Here is a 22,723-nt window from a genome sequence, read left to right as displayed (position 1 = left end):
AGATTTTGACCATGAACAAGCAAGAAGAAATCGCGGCGCTGGCGATCCTGATCCACGACCTGCGCAAGCACAAGAAATGCACCCTCAAGGAACTGGCGGACAAAATCGGCCGTTCGGTGGGGTTTCTCTCGCAAGTCGAACGCGGCCTGTCGCGCCCGACCGTGGCCGACCTCACCGCGATCAGCGAAACCCTCGGCGTGCCGACCACCTATTTCTACAGCCTGCCCAAACCCAGACAAGTGCCGTGGGTCACCCGTCCGGACGAGCGCCGCACGCTGTATTACGCCAGCGGCATTACCGACATTCTGGTATCGCCGCAGATGCGCGCCTCGTTCTCGATGCTCGAAAGTCATCTGGAACCGGGCGCGAGCAGCGGTGACCGGCACATGAGCGACAGCTCGGAGCAGGGCGGTTACGTCCTCGAAGGCGAGCTGACCTTGTGGCTGGGCAACGACGACGAACCGGTGACCTTGAGCGCCGGCGACAGCTTTCAATTCGACAGTCACACCCATTGCCGCTACGGCAACCGCACCGGGCAGCTCACTCGCGTGCTCTGGGTCTACACCTGATAACAACAAAGGATGAACACGATGGACGCTGTCTGCTCTGACCTGCTCGCCGAAGTGCGCGCGTTTCGCCAACGCTACCCCGAGGTACGCTATGTCGACCTGATTTCCCTGGACATTCCGGGGCATTTTTACGGCAAGCGCTATCCGGTGGACATGCTCGAAAAAGTCGCGGCGGGCAGCGCTTTGAAACTGCCGCAGAACTGCGTGTTGCTGGGCGTGCAGGGCGGTCTGTTCAAGATCGGTGATTACTGCTTCAACGACGGCGACCCGGACGCCGTGCGCCGCTTGGTGCCAGGCACTTTGAAGCCCGTGACCTGGGAAGCGCAGCCGCTGGGGCAGATGCTGATCACCTCCGACGGCACCGCCAAACCGATCGAATTCGAACCCCGCGAGGTATTGGCGAAAGTGCTGGATCGACTGGCGGCCAAGGGCATTCACCCGGTGGTGGCCTTCGAACTGGAGTTCTATCTGTTCGACAAAAAACTGCGCGACGGGCTGCCGCAATTCCCGCGGGATGAGCTGACCGACGACTCCGATGATCAGCCGAACATGCACATCGAACGTCTGTCACGTTTCGCCCCGGTGCTCGACGAAATGGTAGAAGCAACGCGAGCTCAGGGCATTGACGCCACGGTAATCACCGCCGAGCTGGGCCCGGGCCAGTTCGAAATCAATTTCGGCCATCTGGATGACGGTTTGCGCGCCGCCGACTGGGCGGCGCTGTTCTGTCGCAGCACCCGCGGCGTTGCGCTCAAGCACGGCTATCGCGCCAGTTTCATGGCCAAGCCGTACGTGCAGCATCCGGGCAGCGGCATGCATGTGCATGTCAGCCTGTATGACGCCGCCGGCAACAATCTGCTGGCCGCCAATCACCAACAGCCGCTGCGTCATGCAGTGGCGGGCTGCCTGGATTTGCTGCCGCACAGCATGCCGATCTTCGCGCCGAACCAGAACGCCATGCGCCGCCTGAGCGGCACGGTAAACACCGCGACCAAGGCGAGCTGGGGTTACGAGGATCGTGACGCCTGCCTGCGCATCCCCGAGTCGGACACGAAAAACCTGCGCATCGAATACCGGCTGGCCGGCGCTGACGCCAACCCGTATCTGGTGCTGGCGGCGATTCTGGTGGGCGTGGAACATGGTCTGGCATCAGGCAAGGAACCGATCCCGCCCCTCAACGATGACCGCAACAGCGGCATCGCTTTCCCCACGGAAATCCTCGATGCCGTGCGCGCGTTGCAGCATCAGCCGCAACTGCGGGCGGGACTGGGCGCCGAGTTTGTCGACGTGTATTGCGAGAACAAACGTCAGGATCACCTGGCATTCATGCAGGAGATCAGCGCGCGGGAGTATCGCTGGTATTTGTGATCACTGGTTCAGCGCCACACTTGAGTCAGGTCCAGCGGCCGCCATGAACGGATGGAATTCAGTACCGGTGAATTCCATCGTTCATCAAAATTGATGAGCGAGCCACGAGGTATTTTGAACACGGGGCGTGAGGAAGGCGGAAGAACGGCTTCGAATGACGTTTGGAGATAATCCAACGCCATCCCTTGAAATGTCTGCGGCTGAGTTGGAAATAGTTGACTTTGGCTGGCAGCTATCGGCCAGAAGCGGACGATTAATTAGTAGTTGTAACAAAGAGTTGTCCGCCATTTAATGAGTGATCGAACACCAGGTTGATGAGCCGAAAATGAGTAAATTGGGTTGCACATGTGGCCATGTGATTACCGATCAGACCGACGGCTTGCCCTATAAGGCGAGCCTGCTTCGCGACGAGGTAGAAAATGAATTTTGGGATGAGGTGCACCGTGAACTCAAACCTCTTGTAGAGGCGGCGGAGTCCGGAGACAAGGCTGCGATCTCCGATGCATTTGGCGAGTTTTCACCCTGGTTCAGCGCTGCTGACAAGCTGCAAGACCGGATATCCGGCCTCTACATTCGCCGAATGTCGAGTGCCTATGAGTGCCAGAGCTGTGGACGCCTTTGGGTGCAAAAAGATGACAGTGAAAGATTTGTTTCCTATGTCCCTGAGGAAGGCGCATATGGCGCAATCCTGGCAGTAGCATCAGGAGGATCTGAAAATCTGAATTAAGCGTTCGCGATTGGTCGGAAGCTGAGATAACCGTCGGGATCCTGGACGATGAATTCGCGCTGGCCTATTTCTACATTGTCAGCCCGATACCAGGTGTCTTTGCATTCTCGATAGAGTGGACATCCAGACTCATCAAGTTTCTGGATGATGGGTGCGACAGCCTCAACGTCAATCTGTAAGTTGATGCCTCTTCCAAACGGCTTGGCCAACGGCGCAGTCAGCCATTGACCCGCGTCGGAATCAATCTGCTCAAGCATTACTTGCGCACCGTTCAAATCAAGATATGCAAATCCATCTTCCGGGCGTTGATAAGCGACTTTGAACCCCAGACGAGAAACCCAAAAAGCCAGGCTGCTATCCAGGTTGGTGACCATCAATTCCGGAACCAGTTTGTTACGTTCGAACATGAGATGACTTCCGTTTCATAAGGCTCGTTTTGCGGACGGGCAGGTTCTGCACTGATGGCTGCGATACCACGACGGGATCGTGGCGAGCGCGATGATGCATGCTCGGGTGGGAATTACCGAGTCGCGTTGACCGGAAGCTGCCCGACGCGAATGGCAGATAAAGAGGAACGTCTGTCGCTCTCGCTTAGACCAACCTCATGCCAGCGCATCATCCTGATGTGACAGCGGCTGCACCGCCAGGTGTGGCGTTTCGCCGAAGAACTCGATCAGTAGTTCAGTGAGCACACGAATTTTGCGCGCAGGATGCGGACCCGGCGGGCGGAGGATGTAGGCACCGGCCGGAGGGGGAGGATGGTTTGTCATGATCGGCACGAGTGCGCCGGATGCCACGTGTTCATGGGTGAGGCAGTCGGGCAGGTAGGCGACACCCAGGCCTGCGGTCGCGGCGGCGACCAGGGCGATGCCGTTGTCGGCCTTGAAGCGGCCTTGCGGACGAACCGTGATAACTTTGTCGCCATCCATGAATTGCCAGGCTTCGGTGCCCTGCATGAGCGCCTGATGGGCAATCAGTTCATCCGGCGTCTGGGGTTCTCCATGCGCGTTGATGTAGGCGGGGCTCGCGACGAGCTTGGCGTAGACCGGGCCAATCCGTCTGGCGATCAGATTGGAGTCCTGCATATAGCCCACCCGGATGGCGCAATCGTACCCCTCGGCAATCAGGTCAACGAAGCGATCGCTGTAACACGTCTGGATGTGCAGCTGCGGATGCCGACGCGCCATTTCTGCCAGCATCGGGGCGAAGTGACTCTGGCCGAACGACAGCGGCACGGCTACGCGCAAGCGGCCGCGGAGGGCGCCGGCGGGCAGGATCGTTTCCTTGGCAATGTCGATCTCGGTGCAAACCCTGGCGGCGTAGTCCCGGAACGTCGCACCGGCCTCGGTAAGCGCCGCGCCGCGCGTGGAGCGTGCCAGCAATTGCACACCCAATTCGGTTTCAAGCCGAGCCAGGCGGCGGCTGACGATCGATTTCGACACGCCAAGACGCAGGGCAGCCTGCGAAATGCCCCCGGCATCAGCCACTTCCACGAAGGTCTGCAGTTCTTCGATATCCACGCTTGCGTTCCTCTTTTCGCGACACAGCACGTCGCGCAATGCTACTACTGCGTCGAACATGGGAACAGCACAATGGATTTTCCGGGCATGGCGTCATTCGCACGTGTCTCGGAATCCATCACCCGCACAGGCTCCGGCCTGATTCACAAACGTGCGTCACCCATGAAAAGGATTTACCAATGGCAAGCGAGACTCTCCGCAACCCCCATACCGATCAGCTACTGACCCCGGAAAACTCGGCGTTGATCATCATCGATTATCAACCTGTTCAGGTTTCTTCGATCCGCTCGATGCCGCGTGATGAACTCGTCTTCAACATAACCAGCGTCGCGAAGGCGGCGGTCAACTACAACCTTCCGATCATTCACTCGACAGTCAATGTCGCGACCGGCCGCAACAAGCCGCCGATTCAGGAGTTGCAAACGGTGCTCGGCCATCTGCCGACCTATGACCGCACATCGATCAACAGTTGGGAGGACACGCAATTCAAGCAGGCAGTCAAGGCGCTCGGGCGCAAGAAGCTCATCATGACTGCACTCTGGACCGAAGCGTGCCTGACATTCCCGGTGCTCGACGCGATCCAGGAAGGTTATGACGTTTATGTGCCAGTCGATGCGGTCGGCGGCACATCGCTCGCCGCGCACGAGGCGGCGTTGCGCAGAATGGAACAGGCGGGCGCGAAGCTCATCAGCCGGGTGCAAATGTACTGCGAACTACAGCGCGACTGGGCGCGAGAAGTGACCGTGCCGGGCTTTCTGGGCGTATTCGAGAACTTCGACGGGTTCAACGCTGAAAAAGCGCTGGAAGAGGCGAACAAGAAGGCTTGATTAGGGGGCTGTGGATGAAGGTGTCGCTCGCGATAGCGGGCGACATCTCTATTTTTTCCCGCTCCAAACGACCGCTTTTGTGCAGGCCCTGCCGCCGATTCAGTACCTTGGATGCGTCATGACCCTGTCAGATATCAACATGTGGATACTGAATAGTCGTGTTGCTTACTCATGAATCAGGAAGAGGCTTCACCAAAACCAATACGGCAAAAACTTCGGTGTGGGTTCGATCATGAGTTCCAGGTGATAGGTGATCGGGTTGAAGAAAAACATATCCAGAATCAGAAAAGCCGCTACGCCAAACGACAGCGTCATGAACTCGCGATAGGGATGCTCGGCGAAATACTGGTGTTTGCCATGGTAGAAGCTCAGTAGCGCAGACAATCCCAAGACTACGCCCAGGTAGTTGGGCTGTAACGAAACATCGGCGAAGTTGTTGTAGACCAGCACCGCCACCAGCATCCCCAACCCAAGCAGGGGCAACTTCAGGCAGACGTTGAGCAGGCCGTTTTTGGCGCGGACGAAGGCGGCTTCCTTGCTGACGAAGAGGTAAGCGGCCAGCAGTGAAATTGCCGGGGTGATTGCCAGGATATAGCGTGCTTTCTTGGAACTCGGAAGGGTGAACAGCACCAGCAGCACTAGCAGCCAGCCGGTTAGATAGCGCAGCAGGTCGATGTTTCTATCGCGGTTCGAACGGAAGAACAGTTTGTACTTCTTGAGAATGACGTTGATGGCGTAAAACACCGTGATGCCGTAGGTCAGCAGACCTGCCGAGAAGTAGAAGTAATAGCGTGGCGCGTGGTCGGAACCGAAGCGTGCGATGCCCTGCATGTTCAGCACTTCGTCGAGGAACGCTGGCCCTCCTTGCACGTAGGCCGCCCAGGCCAGTAACACCACCCCAACAGTCAGAATCACCCCCGAGAGCAGTGAAAACAACAGCAACATGCGCCACTGCCGGCTCAGTAAGTAATAAGCGCCAATGACACTCGCAGGTCCGATCAAGCCGATAGGCCCACGAAAAGCGAAACCCAGTGCCAGCCCGACGTACAGAAACACCAGGCGGCGCGGGTCTTTTTTGATCTCGGCCGTATAGGCAAAGTAGAAGCACATCACCGTTAACAGTGCCGGATAGATATCCAGTGCCAGCGAGTTGACGCCGTCGAGAAAAGCCCAGGTCAGCAGACTGAAAAGAACGCCGTACGCCCCCCACTTCTTGCTGTGCAGCGCGCCCAGTCGATAAATGAATACCAGCATCAGCGACGCGGCCACGCAGGACGGAAAACCCATGGAAAGAACGGATACCCGGCCGAATGGCAAGGACACCAGGTAGACCAACAAGGTATTGAGGACCGTGTAGTCGGGATAGGGTTTGAGGTCGTCGGCAATCGGGAACAGTGTGATGCCGTGCAGCAACATGTAGTCGGCAAAGTCGACAAAGCGTGTTGTGTAGTTGAGGACCGCGGGTTTGTACTGCAATGCCATGAACACGGCCAGTGTCATGAAAAAAATGCTCAGGCATGGATTTCTTGCAATCAATCCTTTCAGCAACACTGCCCGCCAAGTGCGCTCGACCACAAGCGGGGCATCATATCGATCCATCGTTAATCCTTTGCTGCAGTTGTTCTTTTTGCCCGCAATCCTGGAAGCCCGGTAACGCCGGAAGTGAAGTTATGTGTTTCGCAAAATTGGATTTGAGCCTAGTCCAGGGTGAGGACTATTCAAGCATGACGGCCCTAAACACACCCTGAACAAAACCAATTGAAGTCAACAGGAAAACCGTATTAACAACGCGTGTCGAAACGGGCTTTGTGCATTTCAATGATTGAATGGCAGTGATACAAGGCCGGCTAGATGACGCGACCTTTCTTCGACGGCGCATGATCGGCCGGCCCGGTTCTGGCGGTTTGCAGCAACCGGGCGAACGCCGCTTTGTCTATTGGCCGACTCATGAAATAGCCCTGAACCTCGTTGCACTGATCCTTGCCCAGAATCGCCAGTTGCTCCTCGGTTTCCACGCCTTCGGCGGTCACGGTCAGGCCCATGGCTTTACCCAGGCCGATGATCGCCTGGACCACGGCGCGATCGTTGGCGCCGTTGCTGATCGAGGCGATGAAGCGCTTGTCGATCTTGATCCCGTCGAACGGGTAGGCGCGCAGGTAGCCGAGAGACGAATAGCCGGTGCCAAAGTCGTCCATGTTCAGGCGCACGCCGAGTTGCTTGAGCGCATTCATCGTGGCCAGCGCGCCGTCGGTGTCGACGAGCATCACGTTTTCGGTGATTTCCAGTTCCAGGCGACTGGCCGGGAAACGGGTCTGGATCAGCGCTTCGCGTACGTCTTCGACGACATCGCTGAGGGCGAACTGTGCCGGGGACAGGTTGACTGACAGGAGGATGTCTGATGGCCATTCGAGTGCGGTTTCACAGGCTTCGCGCAACACCCAGCGTCCCAGCGCCACGATCAGATCGGTCTGTTCCGCCAAGCCGATGAACACGTCCGGTCCCAGCAGGCCCTTGGTCGGGTGCTGCCAGCGCACCAGCGCCTCGACCGAGACGATGTGCTTGCCGTCGACGGTGTAGCGCGGCTGGTAATGCAGAATGAATTCGTCGTTTTTCAGCGCGCCGCGCAGGTCGCTTTCCATTTGCCGGCGGGTCTGGATCTGGTCGTTCATGTGCGCTTCGAAATAGCACCAGGTGTTTTTGCCCTCGGACTTGGCCTGATAGAGCGCGATGTCGGCGCAACGGATCAACTCGCTGGGCACGAAGCCCTGGCGGCGGCTCAGGGCGATACCAATGCTGGCCCCGACGTGCAACGGATGGTGCTCGAAGAGCATCGGTTGATGCAGGCTCTCGACCAGCCGCATACAGAACCGGTCGACTTCCTGCCGAGTGTCCATGCCATTGAGCACCACAACGAATTCGTCGCCACCCAGGCGTGCGACGATGTCGTGCTCGCGGGTGCATTCACGCAGACGACTGGCGACTTCCTGCAACACCGCGTCGCCTGCCGGATGGCCGAGGGAGTCGTTGATCGGCTTGAAGTTGTCCAGGTCGATCACCAGCAGCGACAGCGGCGGCGCGTGCTCCTTGAGCAGCAGCGCTTCATCCAGATAACGCGCCAACTGGTTGCGATTGGGCAGGCCGGTGAGGGCGTCGTGCATCGACAGGTGCTGGATCTGCGCATGGGCGGCGACTTCGTCGGTGATGTCGCTGGCGGTGCCGCGATAGCCGACCACGGTTTGCTTCTCGATAATTGGCCGCGCCGACAGTCGACAGTGGCGTTGCTGTCCGGCGTGATCGCGGTAGGTGCAACGCAAGTCGCTGGCATTGCTGTCCTCGGTGAGTTTCTTCAGCCACAGCTCCAGCGGCGTGGTATCGCACGACACCAATTGACCAATGCCCTGGCCCAGCCACTCGCTTTGCGGGTAGCCGGTCACTTCGCTGAAGCGCGCCGAGAGATAGGTCAGGCGCAAGTGTCTGTCGACTTCCCAGATCCAGTCCGACGCCGCTTCGGCGACCGCGCGAAACCGTTCTTCACTGGCTTCCAGCGCATGGTTGGCCGCCTCCAGTGCCTGATTCGAAGCCTGCAAGGTGCTGAAACTGTGGTCGACGTAGGTTGAAGACCGCACGGCGTGACGCAAGAAATAGGCGGTCAACAGCATCAGCACGGCCAGCACGGCGCCAAGCGTGGGCAGCAACGACCACAACAATTGCTGCCCCGGTCGTTTCAGATCCGCTATCAAGCTGTAACCGGTGCTGTCCAGCGGTACTCGTGGTTGTTCTTCGGCACGTTGTCCGTCCGGAGTCAGGGTCAGGTTGCTCAGGCCATAAGCGACTCCGATCACCCGCAGTTTGGCGGGCGTCAGCTTGTCGACGAACACCAGCACCGAGGTCTGTGTCGGATCGCCCACTGGACGTTCGTCGTTGGGCAAAATTGCCGCCGCCGTAACCAGTGCCGGCCATCCGTCGAACAGTGAGTAGGTGCTGACAGGCACCGTCAGACTGGATTGGCTTTGCACCTGATCAATCAGTGAGGCGGCAGAGACCTCGAGCCAGCGCGAGATGTCACTGTCTTTCTGTTGCCCTTGCACCACGGCGTATTGGGTCCCCTGTCGATTCAACACAAAAACACCGTCATAACCGTCGGTGGTGAACAGGGTTTTGCCGATATTTTGCTGGTTGTACGCCCAGTCGGTATCGACATGTGGATGCAGGTGTTCGTAGGCCGTGTTCCAGTCAGCGTAACTGGTGATGTAGCTTTTGGAGGTCGCGATGCGATTTTCCAGGGCGCGGGCCGTATAGAAGCGGGTTTGCTCGACATCCTCGCGATCCAGGCGAGCGGCAATGCTGAGCAGGGTGCCAATCGCAGCAATCACCCCGACGATAAACAGCGTGGCAACCGCAAATGCCAGGCGGCGGGTAATGGCGCTTTGCTGAGGCGGAACCGGCGTGGCAGGAGCGAAACTGTCCATATGCTCGTCCTTGGTAGCTAGGGTTTGCTCATCTGGAACAGCGGCCCGAGCGCATTGTTCAATCTGTTGTTGGCAATGGCGCTGCGGCGGATTTCTCAAGCGTAGTGAATACGCGGGGATTTTGCCTTTGGCGCAACGTCATTGCGCTCTGAGCAACTGCCCCAAGACCTCCAATTCTCCTTTCTCCACATCCGACACCAGCACGAAACGCATATGAGCGGCCTGCCACGAGACCACGTTGAATCCGCGCACGCTGTGACTCTGCACGGCTTGGTCTGCCTCGTTCGTCGGCAGGATGAACAGGTTGATGATGTGCTTGGCATGCCCGTAGCTCAGGGCGGCGGTGGTCTGGTGTTGCAGGTAATCCAGACGCCCGCCAAGCAAGGGGAAGCCTTGCGCCGTGTAGTCGAATACCGGCGGCGAGAAATCGAGTTTGCCGGTGAACCACGGTTTGACGGTGTGGCGATCGGACGACACCACGTCGTTGAGGTGTTCGCCCATCAACGAGCGTACGTGGCTGGACACGGCCTCGTCGATCAAGGGTTGCTCGTTGCCGGGAGTGGCGACATACAGCACCAGTGCCAGCGCCAGCGCGGCGGCGGAAAAGGCCGGGGCGAGCCATTTTTTCCAGCGTTGGATGAATATCGGCTCAGGTTTGTCTGCGGCGAACACGCTCGCCGCTAATGCAGCGGGCGCGGGGTAGTAGGGTACATGGCGCTTCACGCTGACCTTGAGCAACATCGCTTGCTCGTGCAGCTGCGCGCATTCGGCACAGGTGCTCAAGTGCGCGGTCACCTGCGCCGCCGTCGCCGGATCCAGTTCCTGATCCAGATAGCCGTGCAACTGTGTCTGGCAAACCGCGCAGTCGAGTTCATTCATGATCGTGCAACTTCAGTAGTTCGAGCTTGAGCTGGGCACGTGCCCGGGCCAGTCTGGACATGACGGTGCCAATCGGAATATCGACCACCAAGGCGATGTCCTTGTAAGGCATGTCTTCGAGTTCCTTGAGCACAATCACCTCGCGAAACACCGGCGGCAGGGCACTCAGCGCCTGCTGGAGCAAGGCGGCATTTTCCATGTGAATGGCCAGCAGTTCCGGGGTCTGGCTGTGGCTCAGCGGGCCTTCGTCAGCGACCCGATCGTCATCGATGGCGACCCAATGGCGCCCGGCCGAAGCCTTGAGCCAGGTGTAGCTTTCGTTGCGCACGATGGTCAGAAACCACGCCTTGGCGTTGCCGTCGGCGAAACGTTGCAAAAACCGGAAGGCGCGCAGGGCGCTTTCCTGCACGACGTCGCGCGCAGCGCTGTCGTTGCCGGTAAGCCAGCGCGCAAGGTTGTAGGCCGCGTCCAGATGGGGCGCAATCAATTCCTCAAATCGCTTCATGGTCGGTTCCGCACCGTCACCCCCCTGTAACCGCGCTGCGGCGGGTTTTATTCGCGCCAGAACATTTATTTTTTGCCGTGGAATAAAGCCTCACGCCACAAGGTTTACCTCGTGTCAGCTACCTCACTGTAGTTCGCCCGCGAGGACACATCGATGGACATTCAAGCAAAACACCCGCTGCGCACCGACGGCCCGCTCAACCCGGACCGGCGAACCCTGCTCAAATGCTCGGCGTGGGCCGGGGCCGGGGTTCTCTGGGCCCTGAGCGGCGGCATCCCCAAAGCCTTTGCGCTGGATGACGCAGGCAACGTCAGCGATCCCAAGGCGCTGGACAGCACCTTTCACTTCGTGCAGATCAGCGATTCGCACATCGGCTTCAACAAGGAAGCCAATCCCGAACCGGTCAAGACCTTGCAGGTGGCCATCGACAAGGTCATCGCGCTGCCCAGACGGCCATCGCTGATCTTGCACACTGGCGACATCACCCACCTGTCCAAGCCCGAGGAATTCGACACCGCCGCACAGTTGCTCAAGGGCCTGCCATCCACCGTGCATTACGTCCCCGGCGAACACGACACCCTCGACGAGGGCGGCGGCAAGCTGTACCTGGAGCGTTACGGCAAGGGCACCAAAGGTAACGGCTGGTATAGCTTTGATGATCATGGCGTGCATTTCATCGGGCTGATCAATGTCTTCAATTTCCAGGCCGGTCATGAAGCTACCCTCGGCGCCGAGCAACTCGCCTGGCTGGCCGATGACTTGCGCGCAGTCAGCAGCAGCACGCCCATCGTCGTGTTCACCCACATCCCGTTGTGGACGGTTTATCAGCCGTGGGGCTGGGGCACCGAGGACGGCGATCAGGCGATCGCGATGCTGCGCAAGTACGGCTCGGTGACGGTGCTCAACGGGCACATCCATCAGGTGATTCAGAAAGTCGAGGGCAACATGACCTTCCACACCGCCCGTGGCACCGCTTATCCGCAGCCGGCACCGGGCGCAGCACCGTCACCGGGGCCTATGACGGTGGCGGCGGATCAGCTGCGCAATTACCTGGGGATCACCGACGTGCGCGCGACCCAGGGCGATCACCCGCTGGCCCTGATTGATTCGACACTGGTGTAACCGAGGGCAAACCGATGAAAACGCGACTATTGGCATTGGTGGGCCTGTTGCTGGCGATGCCGGTGTGGGCAGCGGAAGTGAAGATCGACATCAAGGAATTCATGTTCGCCCCCAAGGACCTGACCGTGGCCGTCGGCACCAAGGTGACGTGGGTCAATGATGATCAGATCCCGCACACGGTGGCGGAAACCCACAAGGTGTTTCGCTCGGGTGCGCTGGACACCAATGACAGCTTTTCCTGGGTATTCGATACGCCGGGGGAGTTTGAATATTTTTGCGTGTTGCATCCGCAGATGATCGGCAAGGTGGTGGTGACGCAGTGAAACGGACCGCAGGGGACGGTGCGGTCTGCAGCAATACGCACCTGCACAAGTTTAAAATCAATGCTGAACGTTTTTGAGCGTCGGACCTGCAATGAGCCCGTCAGTAATTTCTTGAATCCGACGGTGGTTGACAGCGTGTGGCCAAACAAGGGAACAGAGAAAAACCCTGCAGTTGAACTGCAGGGTGTGGAGAGGTTTCGACATTGAGTGCCACTAACTCGCGATCGCTTTAAGCAGGCATGGCACGTTTCTACTTCATAATTTATTGGTCGAGAGGGTAAGCTCAGAACTATTTAGGCACTGGAAAAGTCCACTCATTCGAGCGACTGCTCTGCACTCCATCTGTTCCTGCTTGCGTGGCATACACTCTATATTGACCCTGATCAGACTCTATGTCTTTCATATAAGGATACATATTCCAACTCCCGTCCTGCTTGGCTGTGGTCGTCCCCAGTGCCTTGGAGGCTTTTATGTCGAAAAGAGTCACTTTGGCAACGGGTATAGCGGTACCTGTGTAATGAATAATAGCTTCTCCAAGTGGGCCAAATTCAAGTTTTGCTTGGCGAATTTCAGGAGGGGTTGTGACGTTGCCTGGAGCTGACCTATTCACCGTGAAAGACACATTTTCCGCCCATCCGCTCTGCCCATTTGTTCCAGATTGGGTGGCAGTCACCTCATATTGCTGGCCCCGGACACTGGCCTCGTTACAGCGAATGGACCAATTCCCGTTCTGATCGGCATAAGTCGTTCCCAACAAGGTCCCGACATAGCTTTTGTATAGCTCTACTTTTGCATAGGGCTTAGCCATGCCACTGACTTCAGGATTAGGATCGACAAATGACCCGCGGCCCGGGCGTTGAATTACAGGAGGGCCTTGAACGATGAGTTCTACGGTGAAATACACATTATCTGCCCAATCGCTCTCTGACCCATTCTTCCCCCTCTGCTTCGCAGTCACGCCATATTGCTGCCAAGGAATAATGGCTGCTTCGTAGACGGCAGACCAGCGCCCGTCTTCACCTGCATAAACAGGCCCTCCTACAGGGTTACCGCTACCAGCTTCATATAGCTGTATCTCAGCGCGCGACGTAGCGGTGCCTTCAACTAAAGGTCTAAGCGGGGTGATTTCTCCTGATTGCGGGCGCTGAATTGCAATAGAGCCACTGAGATTAACCCCAAAGTCGCCATCGACGACCTTAAAACTGACATTATTTGCCCAGCCCGACGGGGTACCATCGCTGTCAAACTGTCGAGCAGTTATCCAGTAGGTCTCATTAGGGTCTGCGGCGAGAATAAGTTGGATCTCCCAGATTCCACGCGAGTCAACCCAGCCTACCCCCCATTCATATCCTGTACCTGATTGATTGATGGTCACTTTGCAATTGGGTTTGCCGCGACCGCGAACAACCGAAGTCGTCTGCATACTTGCGCCATTTTCGGGTGTGTCGATGATAGGGGCACTTATGGACATAATGTTTCTCCTGTTATTAAGGAACCACTCCAAATAAACAAAGGCCAAAAGTGTTCAATTGAAAAGCGTGGTGTTGGCGTGAGAGTAAGGCGTGCTCAAAACCAGCACTACTGTCAGTTCTGACAGGGCATAAGAGTCATTGGTAATAATTTTAGTAGTTGTTATCGCGGTTTTAATGGAAGTTAAGTGAGCCTGCAGAAAGATGATGGTGACGAAGTGAAACGGACCGCAAGCGTGCCGTGCCGGGGCTTGTCGTGGCGTGTTACCCGGCTACCGAATTGCACCTTTGTGGAGCTCGTCATGGGCGATCGGGTAGCACCTCTCGAGTCTTGCACGGCAGGGGCTTATGGTAGATTTGCGACTTAAACCATACAAATCAAAAGCATGGAACGCTCATGCGAAATCTGGCATGCATTGTGCTTTTTTGTATCCGTGGATAATTGGATACAAAAAGACAAAAGGTGCTGCCATGCAATTCGCTCCTGCCTTCGATCAACGTCAACCGATGACCGCCGAAGAAGAGGCCTACAACTTTCTGTTGGAGGGCATCTGCGGTGGTCGGTACCGCAAGGGCGACCGGTTGATCGCCGAGGACATCGCCAGTGAAATCGGCATGAGCCGCATGCCGGTGCGCGAAGCGTTTCGCCGTCTCGATGCGCAGGGTCTGGTGACGCTGAGGCCCAATCGCGGCGCGGTGGTCAGCGGTCTGGATGTCGAGCAGATGCACGAAGTGTTCGAGATGCGCAGTGCGCTAGAGGGCCTGGCGATTCGCATCGCGGTGCCCAAAATCAGCGAGCGTCAGTTGACGGCGCTGGAACGGCTTCTCGATGAAATGGATGACTACCGCGACGAGAGTGCGGCGTGGGTCAGCCGCCATCGCAAGTTCCATGAATACCTGTGCAGCCTCAGCGAACGCCCTCGGTTGCTCAAGCAGATCAGCGCCCTCTACGCGCTGATCGAAGCGCCCATGCGCCTGTGGCTGCAGCACATCGAAAAGCCCCTGAGCGCCCGCCAGGAGCACCAGATCATCCTTGATGCGATTCGTGCCGGCGACGCCAGCAAAGCCGAAGCCGTGGTGCGCGAGCACATCGAAGGCACGGTGCCCGAGCTGATCAAATTTTTGCAATCGGAAAAATAACCACAGAGCGGAACACGAGTCCGCCGATGTTTTGACGTTGAGTACTGCCCGTTACTAACCGAACTGGAGTGTCTGGTCATGCATACGTCTCGCCTGTTATTGGCTGCAATTTCCCTCGGACTCTGTTCGCAATGGGCGCTCGCTGCACCCACGGTGCCGGAGCGTCTGGTCAAGGTCGACAAACTGACCTATTGCTCGGGCATGGATTCGCCGCCGCTGGTGTCTTTCGATGAAGCGCAAAAGCCCAAAGGACTGACCGTCGACCTGGGCCTGGAAATCGCCAAACGCCTGGGCGACAAGAAGGTCGATTGGCGGGTGATTCCGTTTTCCGGACTGCTCCCGGCCTTGCTTGCCAAACAGTGCGACATGATCGTCGACCAGCTGTTCGACAAGCCCGAGCGCCGCGAGGTGATCGACATCGTCAACTACATGTATTCCAGCCAGGCAGTCGTCGTGCCCAAAGGCAATCCGAAGGCGCTGAAAACCCTGGCGGATCTGAGCGGGCACAAGATCGCAGTGCTTAACGGCTCGACCATCAAGACCTTGCTCGATGCGGAAAATGAAAGCCTGAGCAAGGCCGGTAAGCCACCGATGAAACTGGTGGTCTACAACACCGACACCGATGCCTTCCAGGCCTTGCGCATCAATCAGGTCGACGCTTACGGCACCACGGTGGAAACCGCCGGCTATTACGCGGCGATGGCTCCGGATCTGTTTGAAGAAGGCGTGCCGGCCTTCAGCCGGATCCTTACCGGCCTGGGCATCCGCAAGGACGATGCGCAACTGAGCGCTGCGGTGCAGCAGATCATCACCGACATGCGCAGCGACGGCAGCTACAACCAGCTTCTGAGCAAATGGCACGTTTCCAGCGACACACTCGATTGAGGTAAGCGTTGATGAACTTCAATTGGGATGTGTTCTGGCAATACCTGTTGCAGCCGAGCGGGGTGTATCTCACCGGGCTCTGGCTGACCTGCCTGATCAGTGTGCTGGCAATGCTGCTGGGCTGTGTGCTGGGGTTGGCCGCTGCATTGTTGCGTTTGTCGAAGAACCCGTTGCTGCATCTGCCCGTGCGTTTTTATGTGTGGCTGATGCGCGGCACGCCGTTGCTGGTGCAGATCGTCTTCCTCTACACCGCGCTGGCGGCGGGCGGGATTTTTCGCTTCGAAGACATTGAGCTGTTCGGGCTGGTGGTGCCCGGCAACATTCAGGCGGCGATCATTGCTCTGGGGCTCAACGAAGGCGCGTACATGGCCGAGATCATCCGCGCCGGTATCGGCGCCGTGGACAAGGGCCAGTACGAGGCCGGGCGTTCGCTGGGCATGACCTTCGCCAAACTGATGCGTCGCATCGTCCTGCCGCAAGCGTTCCGGGTGATCGTGCCGCCGCTGGGCAACGAGTTCAACGTGATGCTGAAAAACACCACGCTGGTCAGCGTGATCGGCGTGCAAGAGCTGTTGCTCAGCACGCAGATGGTCACCTCGGCGACTTTTCGGGTGTTCGAGTTGTACCTGGTGGTGGCGATTTATTTCCTGTTGCTTACCACGCTGTGGGGCTTCTTTCAGCGCTGGCTGGAGAACCGCTTCGGTCAGTCCGACCGACCTTCTTCGCCACCGCCGGCCTCCAGTCGGATGTTCGGTCGCAGCACTCTGAAACTGCTGAGGGGACGCTAATCATGGCGCAGCCAAATGACGAACTGATCATCGAAGCGCTGAACATTCACAAGTCCTTCGGCGATCTGCAGATTCTCAAGGGTATCTCGCTGCAAGTACGCCGTGGCGAAGTGGTGGTGCTGATCGGCGCTTCGGGCTCGGGCAAAACCACGTTCATCCGCTGCATCAACCTGCTCGAAGACATTCAGGGCGGGGAGATCCGGGTCAGCGGTCGGCCCATGGGCTATCGCACCCGGGCGGACGGCAGTCTGGTGCGTGATTCGGAACGCAACATCGCTCGCCAGCGCCGCGACATCGGCATGGTGTTCCAGCGCTTCAACCTGTTCCCGCACATGACCGCGCTGGAAAACATCATCGAAGCACCGATTCAGGTGTTGGGTGTGCCACGCCAGGCAGCGCTGGAGCAGGCGCGAGCCTTGCTCAAGCGAGTCGGGCTGGCAGACAAGGCCGGGCATTACCCGTCGATGCTTTCCGGCGGCCAGCAGCAACGGGTGGCGATCGCCCGAGCGCTGGCGATGAAACCGCAGGCGATGCTGTTCGACGAACCCACCAGCGCCCTCGACCCGGAAACCGTCGGCGAGGTACTGCAAGTGATGAAAGAGCTGGCCGAGGAGGGCATGACCATGGTCGTGGTCACCCATGAAATGGGCTTTGCCCGCGAGGTCGCCGACCGGGTGGTGGTGCTCGATCAGGGCGAACTGATCGAACAAGGCCCGCCGGAACAGATCTTCAGCCGTCCGACTCATCCCCGAACCCAGGCCTTCCTCAGCCGCGTGCTGTGAATTTCACAAGGAAATCGACGATGCGTTTATCGAATGTGTTCGCGGCGCTGTGCTGCGCCGCCGTGGTCCCCATGCTTCAGGCCGCCGACTCGGTGGTGAAGGTCTACAACTGGTCCGATTACATCGGCCCCGATACGCTGAAGAACTTTGAAAAGGCCAGCACGATCAAGGTTCAGTACGACATTTTCGACACCAATGAAATGCTCGAAGCCAAGTTGCTCTCCGGGCATTCGGGCTATGACGTGGTGGTGCCGTCCAGCCAGTTTTTGTCCAAGCAGATTCGCGCCGGCGCCTATCAGCCGCTGCAACGCGGATTGCTCGATAACTGGAAGCACCTCGACCCGCGTTTGATGCAACGTCTGCAGGCTGCCGACCCCGGCAACCAATACGCTGTTCCGTACATGTGGGGCACGGTAGGCATCGGCTACAACGAGGAGAAAGTCCGCGCCGTGCTGGGCAAGGATGTGCCGCTCGATTCCTGGTCAATGGTGTTCGATCCGCAGAGCCTCGCCAAACTGAAAAGCTGCGGCGTGGCCTTTCTCGATGCACCGGTGAAGATCATTCCCCAGGCCCTGCTTTACCTCGGGCTGGACCCTAACAGCGTCAAGCCTGACGATTACAAGCAGGCGTCGAAACTGCTGATGACGTTGCGGCCTTCGGTGACCTATTTCAACTCATCGAAGTACACCGCCGACTTGGCCAACGGCGATATCTGCGTGGCGATCGGCTATTCCGGTGACGTGATGCAGGCCCAGACCCGGGCGCGCGAGGCGGGCAAAAACATCGACATTCGTTACCTGATTCCCAAGGAAGGCGTGAACCTCTGGTTCGACATGCTGGCGATCCCCAAAGACGCCGCTAACGTCGCCAACGCCCATGCGTTTATCAATTACCTGCTGCGCCCAGAGGTGATTGCACCGGTCAGCGATTACGTCGGCTACGCCAACCCGAACAAGGATGCCACGGCGCTGATGGACCCCAAGGTCAGCGGCAATCCGGGGATCTACCCGACTGACGACGTGATCAACCATGCCTTCGTCTCCGCCGATCTGCCGGAAAACATCCAGCGTCTGATCACCCGCGAATGGAACCGGATCAAGTCCGGCCAATGAATTGCTGATTTGAAGAGCCTTTGCCATGTTGAAATTTTCTGCTCACGAATACCCTTATCCGTCGCAACGCCAAAGCGTCTTCGCCCGTCGTGGCATGGTTGCGGCGTCCCAACCTTTGGCCGCGCAGGCCGGTATCGAGATGCTGCAAAAGGGTGGTAACGCGATCGACGCCGCCATCGCCACGGCGGCGGCGCTGACCGTGGTAGAGCCTACGGGGTGTGGCCTGGGCGGCGATGCGTTTGCGCTGGTCTGGTTCAAGGATCAGTTGCATGGCCTCAATGCCAACGGCCATGCCCCGGCCGGTCTGAGCATCGAAGCGGTGAAGGCGGCCGGCCATGAGCAAATGCCGTTGTATGGCTGGACGCCCGTGACGGTGCCCGGTTGCCCATCGGCCTGGGCCGAGCTGTCGCAACGTTTTGGTGTGTTGCCGTTCGCCGATCTGCTGCAACCGGCGATCAGTCTGGCCAGAGACGGTTTTCCGCTGTCGCCGGTGGTTGCCCATCAATGGCAGATCGCGCTGGATGAATTCAGTCCCCATCGCAATGAAGTGCTGCAGGCCTGGTTCGACACGTTCCTGATTGACGGTCGTGCGCCCAGGGCCGGAGAGATTTTCCGTAACCCGGCGCAGGCGCGAACCCTCGAAGAACTGGCCCTCACGCGTTGCGAGAGTTTGTATCGCGGCGATTTGGCGCAACGCCTGGATGCGCATTCGCGGGCAACGGGCGGCTATCTGCGCGCCATGGATCTTGAGCATTACCGCGCGCAGTGGGTCGAACCCATCCACGTCAATTATCGCGGCGTGGATGTCTGGGAAATCCCGCCGAGCGGGCAGGGGCTGGTCGCGCTGATGGCGCTGAAGATTCTTGAAGGCTTCGACTTCGACCACCGTGACAGCCAACAGACCTGGCACCGCCAGCTGGAAGCGATGAAACTGGCCTACAGCGATGGCCTGCACTACATCACCGATCCGCTGCACATGCGCGTGGCCGTGGCCGATCTGTTGAGTGACGGCTATAGCGCCCGCCGCCGTGCTCAGATTGGCGAACAAGCGCAGCCGCCGAAGCCGGGCGATCCACACGCCAGTGGTACGGTGTACCTGGCCACGGCGGACGGGCAGGGCAACATGGTCTCGTTCATCCAGAGCAATTACCACGGCTTCGGCTCCGGCGTGGTGCTGCCCGACAGCGGCATCGCCCTGCAAAACCGAGGGCAGGAATTCAGCCTTGATCCCGAGCATGCCAACGCGTTGGCGCCGGGCAAAAAGACCTTTCACACGATCATTCCCGGCTTCCTGACCAAGGACGGCCAGGCGCTGGGACCGTTCGGCGTAATGGGCGGCTACATGCAGCCGCAAGGCCATGTGCAGATGGTCATGAACCTGGTGGACTTCGGCCTGAACCCGCAGTCGGCACTGGACGCGCCGCGCTGGCAGTGGCTGGGCGGGATGAAGGTCGGCATCGAGCAGGGCGCTTCAAGGGATCTGGCCAATGCGTTGGCCCGTCGTGGACATGAGGTGCAGATCGCCAGTGACCTGACGGATTACGGACGCGGGCAGATCATTTTGCGTGATCCGGTGACGGGCGTGCTGTGTGGCGGGACCGAGCCGAGGGCGGATTCGCATATCGCGGTTTGGTAAAGCAGGTTGATTGCCAGGAATTGGCGAATTTTGCCCCTCTGACCGTCTGCGCGGAGAACGGTCAAAGGGGCGAGGTAACAGGTAGGTTGACCAATACATATCTACTTTTAGCCACACGCTACTTCTAGCGTTTTAAGGTTTCAGTTCCCACGCTTTGAGTTTTTTCGCAGCGGTGCCGAAAGGCCCCAACTGGTAGACAGCCGCGCCGGCCGGCGAGAAAACAAACGACTGGAATGCCTCGGTATTCATCTTGTCGAGATAGACACGAGGCGCAATGCCCGTGCTGACGTGTGGATTGAAATTCTCACCCGACATTTTCGGAACAAATGTTGATACGTATTGGATGAGCGCCGCGTCATTGGTGGGGTTGTCGTGCGCAGCAGTAAAAGCGTCGATAGGTCCGGATTCCACCGCAAAGGGCTTTACAGCGGCGATGATGTCCGTTTGCAACTTGATGATTTCCGGCGTTGGCTTCACGCAAATACCTGCGACCCCGACCGCTCCAACGGGAGCGTAGTAGTACTTGAACGCCTCCAGCTTCATCGCGTTCACATTGGCGCTGACGAGGACCTTCTCAGCAGCGGCATAGACCTTGCCGAGATCCTCTGTGCGGACGAAACGCTGAATCAGCGTGATATGTGGACGGTGTTCGGCATCCAGGGCGAAACCCTTCGGGAACACAGCAAGCAGGCGTGCGTTATTGGCGTCGGAGTATCTAAGCATCGTGCTGTCTGGTTCCAACAGGATGTCGATGGCGATGACTTTGGACTGTGCGCTGGTCGCTATCAATGCAAGTACGCTAACCACTACGGCGACCAGGACCGTTTGTATGCGCATAGTATTCATGGGGGCGACTCTCAAAAATAGAAGTCGCACCCAGTGAAACGGGTGCGGCTCGGTTAGCGGGCTCAGCGTTTCATTTTGTGAACATCATTATTGTTTCCCTGCTGACATGTCTTCGATCTGTTTCTGCATCTTTGTCAGATTGAATGAGCCGGGCGTCTGGCTAGGCGGGTAGTCCTTTATGGTCATCAGGAATTTGCCGACCATTTCGGTGATTGGCACGATCGCGTAAACGTGATCGATCCACCAATCGTTGTAGGTATTCGAGTTATGTTGAGCTTTCTCGAACGGGTCGCGGCGCAGGTTGAAGATCAATGGCGCACGCAGTTCAACGAATGGTTCGCGCCAGAGATTCATGGTTTCTTCGCGATTTTCCATGAAGACAACCTTCCAGTCCTGGAAGCGAGCGGCGACGATCTCACCAATGTCATTCACATAGATGAACTCTTTGCGCGCAGAGTCTTTCGTCTTGCCAGTGAAGTAATCGAGCTGGTTGTAGCCATCGATGTAGTTTTTGTAATGACGGCCATTAAGGTCGGTGCCTTTAAGCAACTGTTCCTTGATGTCCGGCACACCGGCAACGGCAGCGAAGGTCGGCAGCCAGTCTTCATGTGCAACGATGCCGTTAAGCGTGGCGCCTGCCGCAAAATGGCCGGGCCAGCGCACAAACATCGGCACCCGGTAAGCGCCTTCCCAGTTGGTGTTCTTTTCACTGCGGAAGGGAGTGGTGCCTGCATCAGGCCAACTGTTGTAGTGCGGACCGTTGTCCGTTGAATACTGAACAATCGTATTGTCGGCGAGGCCGAGGTCATCAATGACCTTGAGCAGTTCGCCTACTTGCATGTCGTGCTCGACCATGCCGTCGCTGTATTCATCCTGCCCGGAAATACCGCGATGTTCGGCCTTCACATGGGTACGAAAGTGCATGCGTGTGCCGTTCCACCAGACGAAGAACGGCTTGCCGGCTTTGGCTTGAAGCGTAATAAACTCCTTGGCGGCCGTGACGGTCTCTTCATCAATGGTTTCCATACGCTTCTTGGTGAGCGGGCCGGTGTCCTGGATGGTCTGGCCACCCTTGCCGTCAGCGAACGTGTGGAGCACCCCGCGCGGTCCGTATTTCTTCAGGAACGCAGGGTCTTTCGGATAGTCCAGATTCTCTGGTTCTTCTTGAGCGTTCAGATGGTAGAGGTTGCCGAAGAACTCATCGAAGCCATGCATGGTGGGTAGATGCTCGTCCAGGTCGCCCTGGTGGTTCTTGCCGAACTGGCCAGTGGCGTAGCCCTGACTCTTGAGGATCGTGGCCATGGTCACATCAGTCTTCTGCCAGCCTTCCTTCGCGCCGGGCAGGCCGACCTTGGTCATGCCGTTGCGAATGGGGACGGAGCCACCGATGAAGGCAGCACGTCCGGCGGTGCAGCTTTGCTGAGCGTAGTAGTCAGTAAAGCCCAGGCCCTCCTTGGCGATGCGGTCGATGTTAGGCGTCTGGTAGCCCATCATGCCGCGGTTGTTGTAACTGATGTTCTCGATGCCGATGTCGTCTCCCCAGATGACCAGGATGTTGGGCTTTTTGTCAGCCGCGTGAGCCATGGCTGATAGGAGGACAATCCCGACGACGGCAAATAGCCTGCTCGGGGTTCGTTTTAACATCATGTGATTTCTCCTTGATTGACTCAGCAATCAAATAATGAAGTCTCGTTTTAGTGCGGGATGACTCCTTGTGTTTATTGCCCGTCAGCGCGGAAACAATTGCAGGGGATTG

At 58.0% G+C, this 22,723-nt stretch carries 21 protein-coding genes; 12 read left to right on the top strand and 9 right to left on the bottom strand.

From position 1 onward, the window contains the following. Positions 1-11 precede the first annotated feature (11 nt). The 3 genes from KVQ82_RS15575 to KVQ82_RS15565 all read left to right on the top strand — a co-directional run bounded on the left by KVQ82_RS15575 (position 12) and on the right by KVQ82_RS15565 (position 2,664). Complete coding sequence (locus tag KVQ82_RS15575; RefSeq protein ID WP_222014369.1) at positions 12-569, top strand: helix-turn-helix domain-containing protein; 558 nt, start codon at positions 12-14, stop codon at positions 567-569. A 21-nt stretch (positions 570-590) separates the two neighbouring features. Beyond that, positions 591-1,937, top strand: a complete 1,347-nt coding sequence (locus KVQ82_RS15570) for a glutamine synthetase family protein (protein ID WP_222014368.1) — start codon at positions 591-593, stop codon at positions 1,935-1,937. A 325-nt stretch (positions 1,938-2,262) separates the two neighbouring features. Further along, positions 2,263-2,664 carry a hypothetical protein gene (locus KVQ82_RS15565; protein WP_260687670.1) on the top strand — a complete coding sequence of 134 codons (402 nt, stop codon included), beginning with the start codon at positions 2,263-2,265 and terminating at the stop codon, positions 2,662-2,664. On the opposite strand, the gene KVQ82_RS15560 is transcribed toward KVQ82_RS15565, so the two are convergent. Together KVQ82_RS15560 and KVQ82_RS15555 are read right to left on the bottom strand one after the other, a co-directional pair. Continuing rightward, positions 2,661-3,071 carry a VOC family protein gene (locus KVQ82_RS15560; protein ID WP_222014365.1) on the bottom strand — a complete coding sequence of 137 codons (411 nt, stop codon included), beginning with the start codon at positions 3,069-3,071 and terminating at the stop codon, positions 2,661-2,663. The genes KVQ82_RS15565 and KVQ82_RS15560 overlap by 4 nt on opposite strands. Before the next feature lie 195 nt (positions 3,072-3,266). Further along, positions 3,267-4,184, bottom strand: coding sequence for a LysR family transcriptional regulator (locus tag KVQ82_RS15555; protein ID WP_027611750.1), 918 nt, complete (start codon positions 4,182-4,184; stop codon positions 3,267-3,269). A 179-nt stretch (positions 4,185-4,363) separates the two neighbouring features. Here KVQ82_RS15555 and KVQ82_RS15550 point away from each other — a divergent pair, with 179 nt between their 5' ends. Then, positions 4,364-5,011 (top strand): hydrolase, encoded by a 648-nt coding sequence (locus tag KVQ82_RS15550; protein ID WP_222014363.1) that lies wholly within the window; start codon positions 4,364-4,366, stop codon positions 5,009-5,011. Positions 5,012-5,200: 189 nt separating this feature from the next. Here the strand turns inward: KVQ82_RS15550 and KVQ82_RS15545 are convergent, their stop codons facing one another. From KVQ82_RS15545 to KVQ82_RS15530, 4 genes are all read right to left on the bottom strand, one after another. Then, positions 5,201-6,511: a glycosyltransferase family 39 protein gene (locus KVQ82_RS15545; RefSeq protein ID WP_222019402.1), complete on the bottom strand. Its 1,311-nt coding sequence runs from the start codon at positions 6,509-6,511 to the stop codon at positions 5,201-5,203. 347 nt (positions 6,512-6,858) lie between these two features. Further along, positions 6,859-9,480 carry an EAL domain-containing protein gene (locus tag KVQ82_RS15540; RefSeq protein ID WP_222014361.1) on the bottom strand — a complete coding sequence of 874 codons (2,622 nt, stop codon included), beginning with the start codon at positions 9,478-9,480 and terminating at the stop codon, positions 6,859-6,861. A gap of 138 nt (positions 9,481-9,618) precedes the next feature. After that, the gene (locus KVQ82_RS15535) at positions 9,619-10,359 is read right to left on the bottom strand and encodes an anti-sigma factor (protein WP_222014359.1); all 741 of its coding nucleotides are present in this window, start codon (positions 10,357-10,359) and stop codon (positions 9,619-9,621) included. Then, positions 10,352-10,864, bottom strand: coding sequence for a sigma-70 family RNA polymerase sigma factor (locus KVQ82_RS15530; protein WP_222014357.1), 513 nt, complete (start codon positions 10,862-10,864; stop codon positions 10,352-10,354). Before KVQ82_RS15530 ends, KVQ82_RS15535 begins: the two co-directional genes overlap by 8 nt. A gap of 153 nt (positions 10,865-11,017) precedes the next feature. On the opposite strand from KVQ82_RS15530, the gene KVQ82_RS15525 reads away from it, so the two are divergent. Both KVQ82_RS15525 and KVQ82_RS15520 read left to right on the top strand, forming a co-directional pair. After that, entirely contained in the window at positions 11,018-11,986 is a 969-nt protein-coding gene (locus KVQ82_RS15525) for a metallophosphoesterase (protein ID WP_086791274.1), read from the top strand. Positions 11,987-12,000: 14 nt separating this feature from the next. Then, positions 12,001-12,309, top strand: a complete 309-nt coding sequence (locus KVQ82_RS15520) for a plastocyanin/azurin family copper-binding protein (protein ID WP_041064040.1) — start codon at positions 12,001-12,003, stop codon at positions 12,307-12,309. A gap of 289 nt (positions 12,310-12,598) precedes the next feature. Here KVQ82_RS15520 and KVQ82_RS15515 read toward each other — a convergent pair whose 3' ends face one another. Then, positions 12,599-13,780, bottom strand: a complete 1,182-nt coding sequence (locus tag KVQ82_RS15515) for an Ig-like domain-containing protein (protein ID WP_222014355.1) — start codon at positions 13,778-13,780, stop codon at positions 12,599-12,601. 469 nt (positions 13,781-14,249) lie between these two features. On the opposite strand from KVQ82_RS15515, the gene KVQ82_RS15510 reads away from it, so the two are divergent. The 6 genes from KVQ82_RS15510 to KVQ82_RS15485 all read left to right on the top strand — a co-directional run bounded on the left by KVQ82_RS15510 (position 14,250) and on the right by KVQ82_RS15485 (position 20,121). After that, on the top strand, positions 14,250-14,918 hold the full coding sequence (locus tag KVQ82_RS15510; protein ID WP_041064037.1) for a GntR family transcriptional regulator: 669 nt from the start codon (positions 14,250-14,252) through the stop codon (positions 14,916-14,918). A 78-nt stretch (positions 14,919-14,996) separates the two neighbouring features. Continuing rightward, on the top strand, positions 14,997-15,803 hold the full coding sequence (locus tag KVQ82_RS15505) for an ABC transporter substrate-binding protein (RefSeq protein WP_222014353.1): 807 nt from the start codon (positions 14,997-14,999) through the stop codon (positions 15,801-15,803). 11 nt (positions 15,804-15,814) lie between these two features. After that, positions 15,815-16,591 carry an amino acid ABC transporter permease gene (locus tag KVQ82_RS15500; RefSeq protein ID WP_027611757.1) on the top strand — a complete coding sequence of 259 codons (777 nt, stop codon included), beginning with the start codon at positions 15,815-15,817 and terminating at the stop codon, positions 16,589-16,591. A gap of 2 nt (positions 16,592-16,593) precedes the next feature. Continuing rightward, on the top strand, positions 16,594-17,373 hold the full coding sequence (locus tag KVQ82_RS15495; protein WP_047294482.1) for an amino acid ABC transporter ATP-binding protein: 780 nt from the start codon (positions 16,594-16,596) through the stop codon (positions 17,371-17,373). 20 nt (positions 17,374-17,393) lie between these two features. Further along, entirely contained in the window at positions 17,394-18,485 is a 1,092-nt protein-coding gene (locus KVQ82_RS15490; protein WP_222014350.1) for a polyamine ABC transporter substrate-binding protein, read from the top strand. A gap of 25 nt (positions 18,486-18,510) precedes the next feature. Further along, a complete protein-coding gene (locus tag KVQ82_RS15485; RefSeq protein ID WP_222014348.1) occupies positions 18,511-20,121 on the top strand; it encodes a gamma-glutamyltransferase family protein in 1,611 nt (536 codons plus the stop codon). Between the two features lie 132 nt (positions 20,122-20,253). Here the strand turns inward: KVQ82_RS15485 and KVQ82_RS15480 are convergent, their stop codons facing one another. After that, positions 20,254-20,967: a hypothetical protein gene (locus KVQ82_RS15480; protein WP_222014346.1), complete on the bottom strand. Its 714-nt coding sequence runs from the start codon at positions 20,965-20,967 to the stop codon at positions 20,254-20,256. Between the two features lie 87 nt (positions 20,968-21,054). After that, a complete protein-coding gene (locus KVQ82_RS15475) occupies positions 21,055-22,614 on the bottom strand; it encodes an arylsulfatase (RefSeq protein WP_222014344.1) in 1,560 nt (519 codons plus the stop codon). Between the last annotated feature and the right edge of the window lie 109 nt (positions 22,615-22,723).

This window comes from Pseudomonas sp. AO-1, assembly GCF_019775695.1.
Taxonomy (GTDB): domain Bacteria; phylum Pseudomonadota; class Gammaproteobacteria; order Pseudomonadales; family Pseudomonadaceae; genus Aquipseudomonas; species Aquipseudomonas parakoreensis.
This window is presented reverse-complemented; position numbering and strand designations above follow the sequence as displayed.